Below are 16,437 nucleotides of genomic sequence, written 5' to 3' on the forward strand. Positions count from 1 at the left end.
AGGCCGACGATTATGGATTCAAAAACGAGGCTGGCAAAGCGGGGTGCGGCAGGGTCGTAAAAGGGGCAACCCTCCAGTGGTGCTCTTGACGCCGATGATCCAAACGTGGTTTTCGAAATTTATGTGGATCGCTGTCTCAGGGAAAAAAGGCTACGAAGTAATCGGTTGGCAGTTACAGGCAGACTGAAAAGGAAAAACGCTCACCATGTCCCGAATCCCTTTCCAAATCCGCCAGCTCCTCATGGCAGTGGCCATCGCACTGGTGCTAGCGGCAATCGGGTGCAGCCCCACGCCTAAATACCAGAGAATCCCCGCGGAGGAGGTTCCGGCGGCTGAGGAGCCGCTATCGGGCGAGCTGCTGCGATTCAGAACACCGGTTTCCCTCAACGGATCATTCTGGAAAGACGATTCGCTTTTTCTCACGTATAGCGATGGCCGGCGCGACTACTATGGCCGGGTATCCGCCGAAGACCAGGTCAACCTGTCCATTCACCAAGAATGGTTCCCCGTCTTTCAGGTCAATGCCCTGAGTGATCAGACATACAAGGAAAGTATAGACGGATCTGAGAGGATTCAGCATCTGGATGTGCGGCATTGGGATGCCTTGAAAAAAGCCATCGCCGATGCCCTGGTGACCCCCATTCAGCCGGGAGAAGGACTTCTGATCAATAACCGGGACGAGGAACTTTTCATCTACCGCCGACCGGACGGTACCCTGGACCAATGCCCATTGATGGAAAAGCCGGCCCAGATCAAACTGGCGGAAAATTACCGTTTGGAAAGCCTGGTTGAACCGATTTTCGACTTTCTCAACGACTACCTGGATTCCATCGGAGAAACCAATCCTTACCTGGTTTTTGAGACCGGTGAAACCGGCCCCTATGCCCGGCCATTCGCTTTCGTGGACCGCAATGAAAAGCGGTTTCATTTTCTCTCCCTGGAGCCTTACACCTTCGGCTCCATGCCCAGCATGCCCGTGACCAACACGGGCAAGGCGGGATGGCATTTGTTTGCACGCAGCTACTTTTTCGAGCTGTTCAACCGGCCTGTCTCTTCATTGTCGCGCCTCGGCCTGTTCCTCTATGACACCGCCTGGGATGCCACACGCGGAATCTGGATCCGCACCTTCCGTTTCCCCGACATCGAGGATGCGGACATCCCTGCCCTTCACCAGGGCGAAAGTATGGATCGCGACGGGTGGGAAGCCCGGCTTGACCGGATTGTGGGGACCGACACCCGCACCAGCGGACGGGTTGAACTGCTGGTCGGCGGGGATCAATTTTTTCCCCGGCTGGTCGATGGCGTCATCGGCGCCGAGCGGTCCATCAAGCTGCGCACCTACATCTTCGACCGGGACGACTATGCCGTCCGATTGGCCGATCTGCTCAAGCAGCGGTCCAAGGACGTCAATGTCCAGGTGATGCTTGACGGCCTGGGCACGCTCATGGCCCAGAACAAGGCCGCCGGGTCCATGCCGCCGGACCACGAAGCACCGCTGGGCATCACCCTCTACCTGACCGACCGGTCCAAGGTGCGACTGGTCAGCCTGACCAACCCCTGGTTCACCGGAGATCACACCAAGACGACCATCATCGACAGCCGCAAGGCCTTTATCGGGGGCATGAACATCGGGCGGGAATACCGCTGGGAATGGCATGACCTGATGATGGTGGTTGACGGTCCGCTGGTGTCGGTGATCGAGCGCGAGTTCGACAAGACCTGGGCCCACGGCCAGATCCTGGGGGATGTGATCTTCTCCGGTTACGTGCTGGCCAACCCGCCCAAACCCGAGCCCCCACGGGGCTACCCCATCCGGGTACTGCGGACCCTGCCCTACGATTCCCAGATATACCGGTCCCAGTTGCACGCCATCCGCCAGGCCAAAGGCTACATCTATGTCCAGAACGCCTATTTTTCAGACACGTCCATCATCCACGAACTGGTCAAGGCCCGGTTGCGAGGGGTGGACGTGCGGGTGATCATTCCCATGGAGGGCAATCACGGCATCATGAACGCCAGCAACGTGACGGCGGCCAACACCCTTTTGAAATACGGCGTACGGGTGTTCACCTACCCGGGCATGTCACACGTCAAGGCCGCCGTCTACGACGGCTGGGCCTGCCTGGGTTCGGCCAACTTCGACAAGTTGAGCTTTCGCGTCAATAAAGAGATGAACCTGGGCAGTTCCGACCCTGGGTTTGTTCAGGACCTGCTCGACAGCGTGTTCACACCCGATTTCGAGGCCGCCGTGGAACTGACCCAACCCCTGCCGGCCGGGTGGAGCAATACGATCGCCTCAATCATCGCCAGCCAGCTGTAACGGCTCGACAATCCCGCCAGCCGAATCGACGGCCGGGCGTACAATCGTCTCCGGATTATGTTGCCAGTGTCACCTTTTTTCAGAAATCAGGTGACAACTCATTGGATTCCGTGTATTTTTGACCGGTTTTTGCTAAAACCCTTAACCGCCGGCAACCGGTTGAACACGATTCACCCGCAGCTGGTCATCGGCAAGACCCAGGTATGGAGAAAACCATGGCTTATCGGTACGATCACCCGGACAATCTGGTTTCACTGATTGAGGACAGCGTAGCCAAATTTGCCGACAACCCCCTGTTCGGAACCAAGAATGCTGCCGGTGAATACGAGTGGGTCACCTACTCGCAGGTGGGCCGGCGGGTGGACAACCTGCGGGGCGGTCTGGCGCGCATGGGTGTGAAAAAAGGGGATGCCGTGGGCATCATCGCCAACAACCGCACCGAATGGGCGGTCTGCGCGTTTGCCGCCTATGGTTTAGGGGCGCGCTATATTCCCATGTATGAAAAAGAATTGCCCAGGACATGGCAATACATCATCAACGACGGCAAGGTCCGCCTGCTTTTCGTCGCCACACCCGAGATCCTCGCGCAGGTAGGCGGTTTTGCGGACGCAACGCCGGGACTGGAAAAAGTGCTGCTCATCGATGGCCAGGGCGAGAACACCATGCAGGCGCTGGAACAGATGGGCCAGGCCCGACCGGCTCCGGCCCTACACCCCGACCCGCAGGATATCGCCGTACTGATCTATACCTCCGGCACCACGGGAGAGCCCAAGGGCGTGCTGCTCTCCCACGGCAACTTTACCACCAACTTCCAGGCCGGAGGCGCCCTTTTCCCGGAACTGGGCCCCCACAGCCGCAGCCTGTGCATCCTGCCCTGGGCCCATTCCTTTGGCCAGACGGCCGAGCTGTACAATCTGATTCAGTTCGGCGGTTCCATGGGGTTCATGGGAGACGTGACCACCCTCGCCGAAGACATGGGCAAGGTGCGGCCGACCCTGCTGGTGGCGGTTCCCAGGGTTTTCAACAAAATCTACGATGGCCTGTGGGCCAAAATGGATGAAGCCGGTGGACTGGCCAAGGCCCTGTTCACCATGGGCGTCGAAAGCGCCCGCAAGCGTCGCACACTGGCCGAAGAAGGCCAATCCAGTTTCCTGACCAACCTGAAATTCAAGCTGGCCGACAGGATCGTCTTTCGCAAGATCCGGGAGCGCTTCGGCGGACGGCTGATCACCGCCATCACCGGCAGCGCCACCATGAATGTGAAGATCGGCCATTTCTTCAGCGACATGGGCATCCCGGTGTATGACTGCTATGGCCTGACCGAAACCACGCCTGCCGTGACCATGAACTGTCCGGCAGCCCACCGCCCGGGAAGCGTGGGCCGCCCCATCGACCAGGTGACCGTGGAGATCGACCGGCTGTTCCTGGACGAAGGCGCAGACGACGGCGAGATTATCGTGCACGGCCCCAATGTGATGCAGGGCTACCACAACAAACCCGACGCCACACGCGAAGTGATGACCACCGACGGGGGCTTCCGCACCGGCGACAGGGGCCGACTGGACAAGGACGGCTTCTTGTTCATCACCGGCCGCATCAAGGAGCAGTACAAGCTTGAAAACGGCAAGTACGTGTTCCCGGCCGCCATCGAAGAAGAGATCAAGCTGCTTCCCTGGGTGGAGAATGCCATGGTTTACGGCGATGGGAGGCCCTTCAACGTCTGCATGATTGTTCCCGATTTCACGGCACTGGGCAGGTATGCCAGGGAAAACCAGCTGTCTGAGGATCCCTCGCAATTGGTAGCCAGCGCCATCGTCCAGGAAATGATCGCCCGCGAGATAACCACTTTCCTCAAAGGCAAGTTCGGAGGCTACGAAATCCCCAAAAAATTTGTGATGCTCCAGGACGATTTCTCACTGGAAAACGGCACCCTCACCCAGACCATGAAGCTGAAACGGCTCAGCGTACTGGAGCGATACCAGGATCGACTGCAGGCCCTTTACAGCTGAGGCACCCCCCACCCAGCCGCTGCGATAAAGCATGAATCCGGACTGCGATCGGTCCGCTGCATTTCCAGATGTCATCCGTCGCCGCTCAATAAGGGTCGCGCACCCCATGCCTTGACATGCTGGAATCGAATACTTAATTGTTCGTAACTTGCACGTTAGTAAATTTGACGGGACTGGAAAACTACTCAGTGATTAAGTGGCAATAGGTTATTCCGGCCATTGTTTCTGTTGGCTGTCATATGCGCTGCAGCCGACCCAAAAGCCGGTATGTCTCCACTCAAGCCGATGAAAACCCCTGCCGAGAGGTGTCAAGCCGCGCTGTTAGGTGTTTGCATCCAAAGGAAACGATGATGACGAAATGGCTGAGACCCTTTGAACATACGATCATCCGGGCGTTGATAGCCATGATGGCCCTCATCATACTCATTTCCACGATCGAGCTGGGTTATCTCCTGGTCAAAGACATTGTCAGCCCTCCGGTGTTCTTTCTTGAAATTGACGAGTTGCTGGATCTTTTTGGTTTCTTTCTGCTGATCCTCATCGGCATCGAACTTCTGGAAACCATCAAGGCCTACCTGCAGGACCAGGTCGTTCACTCCGAGATCGTCCTGGAGGTGGCCCTCATCGCCATTGCGCGCAAAGTGATCATTTTAGACCTCAAAGAATACGACAGCACAGTGGTCCTCGGCATTGCGGCATTGATCATAACGATTTCAGCAGCTTACTATATCGTTCGGCGGAAACTTCGCATTGATCTGGCGGGGGACCATCCGAAGCAAACCTGAAGCCGTATTGGGACGGTTCGGGAAAAATAATTAGGAGGTTTTCGGGAAAGGCTCTGGCATCTATGAAATCCTGGAGAAAAAGGGGACTTGTTTTCGCGGCCGCCTTGATTGGGCTGCTGCTGGCAATTGTATTGCTGAAGCTGGTTTTCGTCGATTTTGTCGTTGATTTCTGGTGGTTTCAATCTCAGGGCTTGGCCATGTATTTCCTGATGCGACTGGCCTATCGCTACTTCGTCTTTATCTTGTTTGTCGCCGTGTTCTTTGGAATTTTTTACCTCAATTTCTGGGCTGCATCGCGCGTCATCGGGGTAGCCGAAAAATCCACGGACAAGAATGAAAGAAACCTGATCAAAACCCTGCACAACGGGTTGCGTCGCATGTACATCCCTCTTTCCCTTCTGATGGCATTGCCGATTGCCGCGCCCATGTATGCCCACTGGGAAAAAGCCCTGTTGTTTCTTTTCGGCAGCGCCAGCGGGACGACCGACCCGCTGCTGGGCAAGGATGTCAGTTTTTATCTGCTCTCCCTGCCCGTTCATGCCCTGATCCAGAAAGAAGTTCTCGTGGCTTTCGCCATCCTACTGGTGGGTGTGTCATTCCTCTACTGGTACGAAAGTCGCCTGCTGGCCATCCAGGAGCGCTCGCTGCCGCGCATGGCCCGCGTACACGTCAGCCTGTTGGTCTTGGTGACAGTGGCCATCATTTGCTGGGGATTCCTGCTCGATCGATACGACCTGCTTTACGAAACGGTCAACCTGCCGGTCTTTTTCGGCCCCGGCTATGTCGAGATGCGCATCGTTCTGCCGATGATTTGGCTGTCCGTGATATTCCTGGCAGCCATCGGCATATCACTGGTGGTTGGCTTCAAGCGCAAGGCGGGATGGAAGATGTCGGCGGTATTCGGCCTGCTCTTTGCGCTCAGTGCGATGGGTAAAAACGCTGACTTCATCAACGACATGGTGCGCAAATATATCGTCGCCCCCAACCAGATCGCCCGCGAACGGCCTTACATCGATGCCAACATCCGATCGACGCTTGCTGCCTATGGACTTGACACCGTCCAGACCATGGACTTCAAGACCCAACAAAAGCCCACCTTCGACGCCGACGATCCGGCACTGATACGCCGTCTGCAGAACATTCCCGTCTGGGACCGCGAGATGCTGGGCGGCGTCTACGAGGAACTCCAGGGCATTCGCACCTATTACTCGTTTCCGACCATCGACGTGGACCGCTACACCGTCGACGGCAGCTACCGCCAGGTTTATCTGGGCGCCAGAGAGATCCAGTTTTCCAAGTTGCCCGAATCCGCACAGAACTGGATCAATCTCCACCTTCAGTATACCCACGGCCAGGGCGTGGTGATGATTCCGGCCGCCCAGGCCGGCGACGAATTCATGACCTGGCTGATCAAGGACATCCCCCCACGCTCGGACTTCGGCTTGCCCGTCAACCGGACATCCATTTACTATGGGCTCGAGGACAAACCCTATGTAATCGTACCCAACGACGCCGGAGAGATCGGCTCCCCGGTCGGCGACAATGAAGCTATCGTCCACTATGACGGCCAAGGTGGGGTTTCCGTCAGTTCGCTGTGGCGCAAGTTGCTCTTCTCCATGTACTTCAAGGACCGCAACATCTTTTTTACCGCCAAGACCAACGATCGCAGCCGCATATTGTTCCGCCGCAACATCCTGGATCGGATCGCACACATCACCCCCTACCTGGAACTCGACAAGGATCCCTACATCGTTTCGACGGCCGATGGTCTGTTCTGGATCCAGGACGCCTATACGACCGCCGACAATTATCCTCTGGCCCCGGCGGTCGAACCGGGGTTCAACTACATCAGAAATGCGGTAAAAATAGTCGTGGACGCTTACCACGGCAAGGTCACCCACTATATCTCCGACAGCACGGACCCCATTATCAACGCCTATCGCCGCATGTATCCTGGCGTTTTCCGACCGCTGGCGGAAATGCCTGCGGAGCTTCGAAAACACATTCGCTATCCCCGGGATATATTTTTGACCCAGGTGGCCATCTATACCAAATATCACCAGCGGGATCCGGAACGCTTCTATCGCCAAGAGGATATCTGGGAATTTTCGAAGGTGCCCCAGGGCCGGGATCTGGTTCCGGCCAACCCTTACTACCTGACCCTGGATCTCATCGAACCGGGCAAAGATGACTTTCTGCTGTTCATGCCCATGGCGCCATTTGGCCGCGACAACCTCCGGGCGCTGATCATCGCCGGCAGTGACGGCGACAACTATGGAAAAATTTTCGCTTACCGTTTTCCGAGAGACCAGCAGGTGTATGGTCCCGCTCAGGTCCACTCCCTGGTCAACCAGGACATCGTCATTTCCGAGCAGTTCACCCTTTGGGATCAGGAAGGCTCCGAGGTGCTCTTAGGTAAAATGATCATCGAGCCCACGGCCGGTTCCCTACTTTACATCCAGCCGGTCTACCTGCAGGAGGAGGGCCAATTGAAGATTCCTCAGCTGAAACGCTTGATTATGGCATTGGACGATGCCGTTGTCATGGCACCCAGCTTGGAGGAGGCCGCGGTGATGCTGGAAGCGGAACTGGCCCGCAAATCGGTTCGCCGGGCGCGTCCGAGGCCTGCGTCACCACCGCCTGGAACCACCACAGCACCGCCAACCGAGAACGCGGCACCGGCAGCAGACGCACCTGAACGGCCGCCGGCAGCGCCGAAGCCCGGCGGTTCCGGCGAATCGCCCACGGACCGCCCCTATCAGGAGGATGCGCCCCGGTCCTAATGGGTCCCGGTGATTGTCTGCACCACGCCGAACGCGGCCAAGGCCGTGTGGCGGGCGCCTGCGACGCTCTTAAATTCTTGACATCGATCGAAAAAAGACCCACAATTCAAGATCATCGATGTCAGACTGGGTCCCTTGTTCCAAACTGCAACTCTGACATTCTCAGCTGTCACCCTCGACCGGCTCAGTGCCACCGCGGTGCCGAGTATGACACACACCAAGCGGTCATCGGCTATCAGGTGCCAGTCATTTGAACCGATATCTCACGCGCCCGTCTGTAAAATGGCGGTCGCAAAGACGTCTGTGCCGTCCCTGGAGGAGGTAGCCATGATTAAACGGATCCTGGTTGGATTGGGCGGAACCCCATTTACCAAGGTGAGCACCCAGTGTGCCACCGAATTGGCAGGTATGCACGACGCCCAAACCACGGGTGTGACCGTGGTGGATCTCAGCAAATTGGGGAAGGTGGGACCGGTGCCGGCAGGCGCGGGCATTTATGCCAAACGCATGCGCGAGCGGCAGGCGCGCGTCACGCGCGAAGGAATCGAGGCGGCCATTGACGCTTTCAAAAGCCACTGTAGCGCCCAGAAGGTGGTCTGCAGGCGCATCGAGTATGAGCAAAAGGACCCGTTTACGGCCATGATCGCCGAAGCCCGGTACAACGATCTGACGATATTCGGCCTGCGCAGCATCTTCGACTATGGATTTACCAGCGATCCGGACAAGGCCATCGTCAAGCTGGTCACCCAGGGAGTCCGCCCGATCCTGGCCGTGGCCGACACGTACCGGCCAGTCAGAAAAGCGTTGATCGCCTACAGCGGGTCCATGGAGTCGGCCAAGGCCATCCGCCACTTCCTGCACCTGAAACCCTGGCCCGACGTCAAGCTGCACATCGTGCATTTCAATGAGGGTGCTGACGCAGAGCCCTTTCTGGTCAAAGACGCGGCAGACTTCTGCCAGGCGCACGGATTCGAGGTGCAAACCGACACCCTGGATGGCCAGGCGCGCAGCGACCTGATGCCATTTGCCCGGGAGGTCGACGCCGATCTGGTGGTGATGGGCAACAGTGTTCAGAAAACCCTGATCAAGCAATTGCTTGGTGACACGGTACTGGAAACCATCAAGTCGGCCGATCGGCCGCTATTTTTGTCCCAATAGCCAGCCCATGCAACATCCAGAAAACTCAGCCCAAGCCGCCGGCTTCAGCCGCATCGGCCTCGTCTCCACAGCCCTGCCACTGCTGTTGTTTGCAGTGCTGTGCTCCCTGTGGCCCCAGGTAGCAAGGGGAGGCATTTACGCCGTAGAATGGTCCTGGGTGCCCAGCCTCGACATCTGGCTGCGCTTCCGACTGGACGGCCTCAGTCTCCTGTTTGCCCTGATCGTCACCGGCATCGGGTCTCTGGTCACCCTTTTCGCCGCCAGCTACATGGCCGGCCATCCGCACACCGGCCGCTTTTTCGTCTACCTGCATACCTTCATGCTGGCCATGCTGGGTATCGTTACCGCGGACAACCTGCTGCTGCTGTTCGTTTTCTGGGAAATCACCACCATCTTCTCCTATCTGCTGATCGGCTTCGACCATGAATCGGACACGACCCGCGACAACGCCAAACAGGCATTGTTGGTAACGGGTGGCGGTGGGCTGGCCCTGCTGGTGGGGATATTGCTGTTAAACACCGCCGGCGGTTCACTGACCCTCAGTGACTGGATGGCCTATGACCAGCAAATCCGACAGCATCCGTTTTACGGCGCCATTTTCGCGACCATGCTGCTGGGGGCCATGACCAAGTCGGCCCAGGTACCCTTTCATTTCTGGCTGCCCAATGCCATGAGCGCCCCCACCCCCATCAGTGCCTTTTTGCATGCCGCAACCATGGTCAAAGCCGGCATCTACCTGTTGATGCGCCTGCATCCCCTGCTGGGCGGCACAACGGTGTGGATGGGCAGCCTGGTCGTCATCGGCGGCCTCACGGCCATATGGGGCGCCGTTCAAGCCGTGAGTCCCTCCGATCTCAAGCGGATGCTGGCCTATACGACAATGATGGGACTGGGCGTCCTGACCATGTTTCTGGGCGGGAACAACACCGCTTCACTGACTGCCGCAGCTACATTTCTGCTGGTCCACGCCCTGTATAAGGCCGCCCTGTTTCTGGCCGTGGGCAGCATCGACCACCAGGCCGGCACCCGTCTGCTCGAACAGCTGGGCGGCCTCTGGCGCGCCATGCCGCTGACGGCTCTGGCCGTGGCGACCGCCACCATGTCCATGGCCGGGTTTCCCTTGTTCTTTGGCTTCATCGGCAAGGAAATCATGTATCAGGGTGCACTGACCGAAGAGATCTTTCCCCATTTCGCCACCACCATCGCCCTGCTCTCTAATTCGCTGATGACCGCCGTGGCCGGCATCATCCTGCTGGGCCCGTTCACCGGTAAACGTCCCGACCCATTGGCCGCAGCGGTTGAGGCGCCCCTGCCCATGGTTTTCGGTCCCGCTCTGATGGGCGGGCTTTGCCTGCTCTTCGGCCTCATTCCGGGGTGGGTGTCGGACTACCTCGTCGAGCCGGCGGTCCGTTCCTTTTCCGTCGTCGAAAACGAGGTTCAGCTGGCCATCTTCCATGGTTTCAACACCCCGTTGGTGCTGAGCATTGTCACCTTGACCCTCGGCGGACTGATCTATTTTGCCCGTAAGACCGTCCGCCCTGTCGTCGCGGCGGCCATGGACGCCATCCCCCTGACCGGCCAGCGCGGGTATGACGTCACCCTGAAAGGGATGCTGGCCAGCGCCCATGCAATTGCCGATGGGCTGCAAAACGGTTCCCTGCATCGCTATCTGCTGACCACTATCGCTGTTTTTACGATCACCACCACCGTGGTCTGGTGGACCAACGCTGATGGTTGGGCCCTGTGGCTGCGGTCAGTGGACATACCGCTGTCCCACTGGCTGCTGGTCGCCGTTATGGTTGTGGCCGTCGTGGTGGTGGTCCGCGCCCGCTCCCGTATCCTGGCGGTGTCTGCGCTGGGCATGGTGGGCGGCGGCGCTGCACTGGTGTTTCTGGTTTACGGCGCTCCGGACCTGGCACTGACCCAGTTGCTGGTCGAGACGTTGACCCTGATCATCGTCTCCATCGTTTTGCTGCGCCTGCCTCCGCTTTCAGGAGCGCCGAACAGCCCCACCGCCAGCCGTTGGCTGGATGGCCTGGTGGCCGTCGGTACGGGTGTCGTGGTCGCCGGCCTGTGCATGGCCGTCACCAATGGCCCCATCGATCGTCAATTGACCGCTTTTTTCGAACACAACAGCTATATCGCCGCCCACGGACGGAACATCGTCAACGTCATCCTGGTGGATTTCCGCAGCCTGGATACACTGGGAGAGATCACCGTGGTGGCCACCGCGGGTTTGGCCGGCTACGCCCTGATCGCCAAACGAAGGGAGTGAGGCAACCCATGCAATCCTATATTCTGAAGGCGGCGACCCGTCTGCTGGTCGGACTGATCCTGGTGTTTTCGGTCTACCTGCTTTTCCGCGGGCACAACGCGCCGGGAGGCGGCTTCTCGGCGGCCCTGGTCGCCGGCACGGCCTTCGCGCTGTTCGCCATTGCCGCAGGGCCCGAACCGGTGCGCCAGGCCCTGCGAATCGAGCCCAGGACGCTGATCGCCTGGGGGCTGTTGTTGGCCGTCGGTTCCGGATTGATCGCCGTCCTGATCGGCCGGCCCTACCTGACCGGGTTGTGGTGGACGCCGGCGGTCCTGGACGGCGCGTTGGCCGTGGGGACCCCGCTGTTTTTCGACATCGGGGTGTTTCTGGTGGTCCTGGGGACCATCTTGACCCTGTTGCTGCACCTGGAGGAGCGTTGACATGGAGACCGTTCTGGCGGCGTTGACCGGTGCGATGGTGGCCGGCAGCGTCTTTCTGATGCTCAGCAAAAATCTGGTGCGGTTTATTTTCGGCCTCGTGCTGGCCAGCAACGCGGTGAACATGTTGATCTTCGCCGCCGGCCGTTTAGAGACATCCCGGCCGCCGCTCATTACCCAGGATGCAGCGCATGCGGCGGTGGCGGTGGCCAACAGCCTGCCCCAGGCCCTGATTCTGACCGCCATTGTCATCGGCTTTGCCCTGCTGGCATTCATTTTCATTCTCTTTTTCCGCACCTATCAAGCCCTGGGCACCGTGGACACCGAAGCCATGACCGACGCCGAGCCTGTTTCCGTCAGGGATTCAGCGGGAGGACCGCCATCATGAACAGCGGGCTGGCGGTCCCGATCATCCTGCCTTTTACCGTGGCGGCCATCGTGCTGCTGGGCCGGCGTCTGCCGGCCTTTCAACACGTCGCCAGCATGCTGGCAGCGGCCCTGCATCTGGCCACGGGCGCCTGGCTGCTCCATGTTGTGCATCATTCCGGCATCCAGGTGCTGCATGTCGCTTCCTGGCCGGCGCCGTTCGGCATCGCGCTGGTGGCGGACCATCTCAGCAGTCTGATGGTGCTCATCACCGGAGTCATCTACACGGCGGTAAGCATCTATTCCCGGGCAGAAATCACCGCCGATGACCAACGGCGGGGCTACTATCCGCTGCTGCACATTCTGGTGGGGGGGATCAGCGGCGCATTTCTCACCGGCGATCTGTTCAACATGTATGTCTGGTTCGAGGTGATGCTGATGGCCTCGTTCGCCCTGTTGGTACAGGGCCAAACCCGCGCTCAGCTGGACGGCGGCGTCAAGTATGTGGTCATCAATCTGATCTCGACCCTGCTCTTTCTCACCGGGTTGGGATTGGTCTATGGCCTGACCGGCACACTCAACATGGCCCATCTTCACATCAAGCTTCGCATGGTGTCCGATCCAGGCCTGGTGGCTGCCGTGGCCGTGCTCTTTCTGACTGCCTTCGGTATCAAATCGGGGTTGTTTCCCCTCTTTTTCTGGCTGCCGGCCTCCTATCACACCCCACCGGTGGCCACGTCGGCGATCTTCGCCGGCCTGTTGACCAAGGTGGGTGTCTATGCATTGATTCGAACATTCACCCTGATCGTTCCATTTGAAGACAACGGACTGCGCGAACTGGTGCTGGCGGCGGCAGCGGCCACCATGCTCGTCGGTGTCCTCGGAGCCGCGACGCGCTATCAGATCCGCCGCATCCTCTCCTTCCATATCATCAGCCAGGTCGGCTACATGATCCTTGGTCTGGGACTGTTCACCCCGCTGGCCCTCGCCGGCGCGGTGTTCTACCTGCTTCACCACATTATCGTCAAAGCCAATTTGTTTCTGATCAGCGGGTTAATCCGCCGCGGCGGCGGGTCGTTCGAGCTTTCACAGATCGGGGGGCTATACCGCAGCCAGGGATGGATCGCCCTGCTGTTTTTCATCCCCGCTTTTTCGCTGGCGGGGTTTCCGCCCTTGTCGGGATTCTGGGCCAAAATGATCCTAATCCGGGCCAGCCTGGAAATCGGGCAGTTCTTCTTGGCCGGAGTGGCCGCGCTGGTCGGCCTGCTGACCGTTTACTCCATGGTTAAAATCTGGAGTGAGGCCTTCTGGAAACCTCACCCGAGGGCCGCTGAAAACAGCGCCCCGGCGGCGCCCCCGCTGGACGGCTGGATGCTGGCCCCCGTCGTGGTCATGGCGGCCATGACCGTCCTTATCGGCCTTTCACCCGAACCGCTCTTCCAACTGGCCAGGGCCGCCGCCGACGAATTGCTCGAACCCGGCGCCTATGCCTACACCGTTATCGGGGCGATGCGATGAATCTATTCTTCATCAACACGTTTATCGCCTTAGGCTACATGGGCGTCCAGGGGCAATTCAGTCTATCCGGATTTTTGCTCGGCTTCGCTTTGGGATATCTGGCCCTGTGGCTCACTCAGCCGTTGTACGGCAAGTCACGCTACTTTCAGCGGGTGCCGAAAACCGTCAGGCTGGTGGGGTTCTTTCTGGTCGAACTGCTGATCTGCAACCTGCGGGTGTTCTGGGACGTCATTACCCCGGAACATATCAGCCGACCCGGCATCGTCGGCGTGCCTTTGAGTGCTGAAAGCGACATGGAAATCCTGCTGGTGGCCAACCTGATTTCGCTGACTCCGGGGACGCTCAGCGTCGATCTTTCCGACGATCGGCGCACCCTGTATGTACATGTCATGTTTCTGGACGATCCGGATCGATTTCGGCGGTCGATCAAGGCGGGAGTGGAGCAGCGGGTGTTGGAGGTAACGCGTGATCATTGACCACCAGACCATCGTTCATCTGGCCAGCCGGCTGTCGCTGGCCCTTTTGATAGTGAGCATCGCACTGACGTTCATTCGATTGGTGCGGGGCCCCCAGGCTGCGGACCGGGTGGTGTCCCTGGATCTGATTGCGATCATAATCGTAGCCTTTTTAGGCGCCTATGCCGTTCACGAGAAAGACACCTCTTTCCTGGATGTGGCCATCGCCTATGCGCTGATTGCGTTCCTGGGTACGGTGGCATTGGCCCGCTATCTGTTTCGCTCGTGCAGCAGATCGAAGCAGCACTCAACCAAAAGGGGGGAGGAATGAGCGCCCTGATTGCAGCCACGCTGTTGATCGTCGGCAGCATCTTCTGCCTGGTAGCCGCCGTAGGGATGCTGCGACTGCCGGATACGCTCATCCGCATGCATGCGGCGACCAAGGCCGGCACCGTAGGAGCAGGCTGCATCCTGGCCGCGGCGGCCGTGATCGCCGGAGAATTGGGCACCACCTTGAAAGCCATCGCGGCCATCGTCTTCTTGTTGTTGACGGCACCGGTGGCGGCGCATTTGATCAGTCGGGCCGCCTACCACCAGGGCATCCGCCTATTTGACAAAACCTGGATCGATGAACTGGCGGACAGCATGCCGGCGGACGGATCGACGGCGGAGACGTCTCTCACCCATCCATCAGAATCGTTGGGGAAAGATAACGGCACGCGCGAAGATGGGCCCGGGCCATCAGGGGACCACCCATAGGGCGCCATCAGAAAACTGATTGATCAGATAGCGGCTGACGCTGCCGGTAAAAAACTTCTTGTCCATCCCCCGCCGTCCGATGACCAGCGTGCCGTATTTACCTTGCCGATAAGCCTCTAAAACGGCTTTGCCAACCCTGAAGCTGCCCTCCTTGACATGAATATCGATCTGACTGTCGTGGAACCCTGAATCCTCGAGTTTTTTTCGTGCGTGGGCAAAAAACCGGTCGACACAGGCTTGGTCTCCCTCTCGAATGATGGTTTCGAGTTCGGCGGAGTCGGTGTCCGCGAAGTCAATAGGGCAATAGTCCTTTAAGCGAGGCGCCACATGAAAAAAGGATAGCTTGATATTGGTGTTACCCCCAAGTATGAATGCCAGGTGATCCACTGCCCTCAGGGAACTCTCGGACCCATCAACAGCGATCAGGATCTCCTTTGAAGGCCCCTTTTCACCCACCAGCCATACTGGAATCAATTGGGAGTTATCCACGATATTGGCGCTGACGCTGCCGAGAAAAACGTCTGCCAGGCCGGAAAGTCCGCGCCTGCCCACAAGAATGGCATCATACAGCATCGCCGTACCGTGCTCCAAGATGTCCTTGGCCACACCGAATTGTCGAGGCTGGGTCTGCAGTTGAATATCTGCGTCCGGGATGCCCAGCGATGCCATGAGCTGTTTGTCTTTTTCGAGCAGTGCTTGGGCGGCTTGGTTGTTTTTTGCCATCAGCTTTTTCAGCTCGTTGTATGCGCTGGGTTTTTGTCTGGATTCATCCAAAAGGTACTGCGAAATGGTCGGCTGCACATGAAACAGGAGGTATTTCAGGTCGTTCACCGTTTCACGCAACGCGGCTGCATACCGCAGGGCGTTTTCCGAATGCCGAGAATCATCGACCGCAATCAAGATTTTCTTTTCCATGGGATACCTCCTGCGTTGTCCTTCAAACATATTCTTAACCGTGGGGAATACATCCACACAACGGCATCGTAAGGCCTGTCCGTTCATGTGTAAATAGGGAGAGACGGAAAAAACTGATACGTTGGAGGGGCTTGATCCTACCACCCCCCACCTCCCCCTCCGCCGCCCCCCCCACCGGAAGATCCGCCTCCACCGCTTCCTGAGGACGATCCAGGTGCGCTGGACGACGCCGAGACCGCGCCAGCAAATGATCCGCCTAAACTGGCAGCCAATCCGCTAAAGGGCGTGCGCCCGTTGTACCAGGACGGCGTTTGATGGCGCCCCGACGTGGGGTCGACGGCCGCCCTGGCCAGGACGTCGGCAAACTGCTCGTTCCAGTCGTTTTCCACATCCAGGGCCATCGCGCAGGGCAGCAGGGCTTCGAAGTGTTTGGGGGTCCGGTCCGGCGGGTTGAGCAGATTCATGCGCTCCTGCTCCGCCACGCGCATGTAGAGTTTCAAGCCCTCGATGTCGTCCATCAACCGTCTGCCGGCCAGGGTCGGCGCCTTGAGCAGGTGGTAGAAGACGATGTTGGTGGCCACAACCCCCAGGAACAGGATCAGGCTGGGAAAGCCGATGGCCGAGGCGAGCACGCCGATGCCGAAGAACTCACCGCCGAAAAAGGGAACGGCAAACAGG

General features: G+C 58.7%; 14 protein-coding genes. 12 read left to right on the plus strand and 2 right to left on the minus strand.

Features of this window, described 5'->3' with window-relative positions; genetic code table 11:
* Positions 1–205 precede the first annotated feature (205 nt).
* The 12 genes from ACZCED_RS11690 to mnhG all read left to right on the plus strand — a co-directional run bounded on the left by ACZCED_RS11690 (position 206) and on the right by mnhG (position 14,844).
* On the plus strand, positions 206–2,320 hold the full coding sequence (locus ACZCED_RS11690; protein WP_464860846.1) for a phospholipase D-like domain-containing protein: 2,115 nt from the start codon (positions 206–208) through the stop codon (positions 2,318–2,320).
* A gap of 215 nt (positions 2,321–2,535) precedes the next feature.
* A complete protein-coding gene (locus ACZCED_RS11695) occupies positions 2,536–4,329 on the plus strand; it encodes an AMP-dependent synthetase/ligase (RefSeq protein WP_464860847.1) in 1,794 nt (597 codons plus the stop codon).
* Between the two features lie 350 nt (positions 4,330–4,679).
* Positions 4,680–5,114 (plus strand): phosphate-starvation-inducible PsiE family protein, encoded by a 435-nt coding sequence (locus tag ACZCED_RS11700; protein ID WP_462969162.1) that lies wholly within the window; start codon positions 4,680–4,682, stop codon positions 5,112–5,114.
* A gap of 62 nt (positions 5,115–5,176) precedes the next feature.
* Positions 5,177–7,897 (plus strand): UPF0182 family protein, encoded by a 2,721-nt coding sequence (locus ACZCED_RS11705; protein ID WP_462969163.1) that lies wholly within the window; start codon positions 5,177–5,179, stop codon positions 7,895–7,897.
* Between the two features lie 327 nt (positions 7,898–8,224).
* Positions 8,225–9,055 (plus strand): universal stress protein, encoded by an 831-nt coding sequence (locus tag ACZCED_RS11710; RefSeq protein ID WP_462969164.1) that lies wholly within the window; start codon positions 8,225–8,227, stop codon positions 9,053–9,055.
* 7 nt (positions 9,056–9,062) lie between these two features.
* A complete protein-coding gene (gene mbhE, locus ACZCED_RS11715) occupies positions 9,063–11,330 on the plus strand; it encodes a hydrogen gas-evolving membrane-bound hydrogenase subunit E (RefSeq protein WP_462969165.1) in 2,268 nt (755 codons plus the stop codon).
* Positions 11,331–11,338: 8 nt separating this feature from the next.
* Positions 11,339–11,749 (plus strand): Na+/H+ antiporter subunit B, encoded by a 411-nt coding sequence (locus tag ACZCED_RS11720; protein WP_462969166.1) that lies wholly within the window; start codon positions 11,339–11,341, stop codon positions 11,747–11,749.
* A 1-nt stretch (position 11,750) separates the two neighbouring features.
* Positions 11,751–12,134 carry an NADH-quinone oxidoreductase subunit K gene (locus tag ACZCED_RS11725; RefSeq protein ID WP_462969167.1) on the plus strand — a complete coding sequence of 128 codons (384 nt, stop codon included), beginning with the start codon at positions 11,751–11,753 and terminating at the stop codon, positions 12,132–12,134.
* Entirely contained in the window at positions 12,131–13,630 is a 1,500-nt protein-coding gene (locus ACZCED_RS11730) for a Na+/H+ antiporter subunit D (RefSeq protein WP_462969168.1), read from the plus strand. The genes ACZCED_RS11725 and ACZCED_RS11730 overlap by 4 nt, the downstream gene beginning before the upstream one ends.
* Positions 13,627–14,106: a Na+/H+ antiporter subunit E gene (locus ACZCED_RS11735; protein WP_464860848.1), complete on the plus strand. Its 480-nt coding sequence runs from the start codon at positions 13,627–13,629 to the stop codon at positions 14,104–14,106. The genes ACZCED_RS11730 and ACZCED_RS11735 overlap by 4 nt, the downstream gene beginning before the upstream one ends.
* A complete protein-coding gene (locus ACZCED_RS11740) occupies positions 14,096–14,416 on the plus strand; it encodes a monovalent cation/H+ antiporter complex subunit F (RefSeq protein WP_462969170.1) in 321 nt (106 codons plus the stop codon). Before ACZCED_RS11735 ends, ACZCED_RS11740 begins: the two co-directional genes overlap by 11 nt.
* Complete coding sequence (mnhG, locus tag ACZCED_RS11745) at positions 14,413–14,844, plus strand: monovalent cation/H(+) antiporter subunit G (protein WP_462969171.1); 432 nt, start codon at positions 14,413–14,415, stop codon at positions 14,842–14,844. Before ACZCED_RS11740 ends, mnhG begins: the two co-directional genes overlap by 4 nt.
* Here the strand turns inward: mnhG and ACZCED_RS11750 are convergent.
* The gene (locus tag ACZCED_RS11750) at positions 14,827–15,759 is read right to left on the minus strand and encodes a universal stress protein (RefSeq protein ID WP_462969172.1); all 933 of its coding nucleotides are present in this window, start codon (positions 15,757–15,759) and stop codon (positions 14,827–14,829) included. The genes mnhG and ACZCED_RS11750 overlap by 18 nt on opposite strands.
* Positions 15,760–15,896: 137 nt before the next feature.
* Positions 15,897–16,437 (minus strand): DUF2207 family protein (locus ACZCED_RS11755; protein ID WP_464860849.1); only part of this gene is annotated, 541 nt, incomplete at its 5' end.

The sequence above is a fragment of the Desulfosarcina sp. genome (assembly GCF_055467485.1).

What these genes read in the sequence shown, in the direction of transcription:
- ACZCED_RS11735 (WP_464860848.1), top strand. Translation starts at nt 13,627, where the DNA reads ATGAATCTATTCTTCATCAACACGTTTATCGCCTTAGGCTACATGGGC.
- ACZCED_RS11695 (WP_464860847.1), top strand. Translation starts at nt 2,536, where the DNA reads ATGGCTTATCGGTACGATCACCCGGACAATCTGGTTTCACTGATTGAG.
- ACZCED_RS11750 (WP_462969172.1), bottom strand. Translation starts at nt 15,759, where the DNA reads ATGGAAAAGAAAATCTTGATTGCGGTCGATGATTCTCGGCATTCGGAA.
- mnhG (WP_462969171.1), top strand. Translation starts at nt 14,413, where the DNA reads ATGAGCGCCCTGATTGCAGCCACGCTGTTGATCGTCGGCAGCATCTTC.
- ACZCED_RS11710 (WP_462969164.1), top strand. Translation starts at nt 8,225, where the DNA reads ATGATTAAACGGATCCTGGTTGGATTGGGCGGAACCCCATTTACCAAG.
- ACZCED_RS11700 (WP_462969162.1), top strand. Translation starts at nt 4,680, where the DNA reads ATGACGAAATGGCTGAGACCCTTTGAACATACGATCATCCGGGCGTTG.
- ACZCED_RS11690 (WP_464860846.1), top strand. Translation starts at nt 206, where the DNA reads ATGTCCCGAATCCCTTTCCAAATCCGCCAGCTCCTCATGGCAGTGGCC.
- ACZCED_RS11725 (WP_462969167.1), top strand. Translation starts at nt 11,751, where the DNA reads ATGGAGACCGTTCTGGCGGCGTTGACCGGTGCGATGGTGGCCGGCAGC.
- ACZCED_RS11720 (WP_462969166.1), top strand. Translation starts at nt 11,339, where the DNA reads ATGCAATCCTATATTCTGAAGGCGGCGACCCGTCTGCTGGTCGGACTG.
- mbhE (WP_462969165.1), top strand. Translation starts at nt 9,063, where the DNA reads ATGCAACATCCAGAAAACTCAGCCCAAGCCGCCGGCTTCAGCCGCATC.
- ACZCED_RS11730 (WP_462969168.1), top strand. Translation starts at nt 12,131, where the DNA reads ATGAACAGCGGGCTGGCGGTCCCGATCATCCTGCCTTTTACCGTGGCG.
- ACZCED_RS11705 (WP_462969163.1), top strand. Translation starts at nt 5,177, where the DNA reads ATGAAATCCTGGAGAAAAAGGGGACTTGTTTTCGCGGCCGCCTTGATT.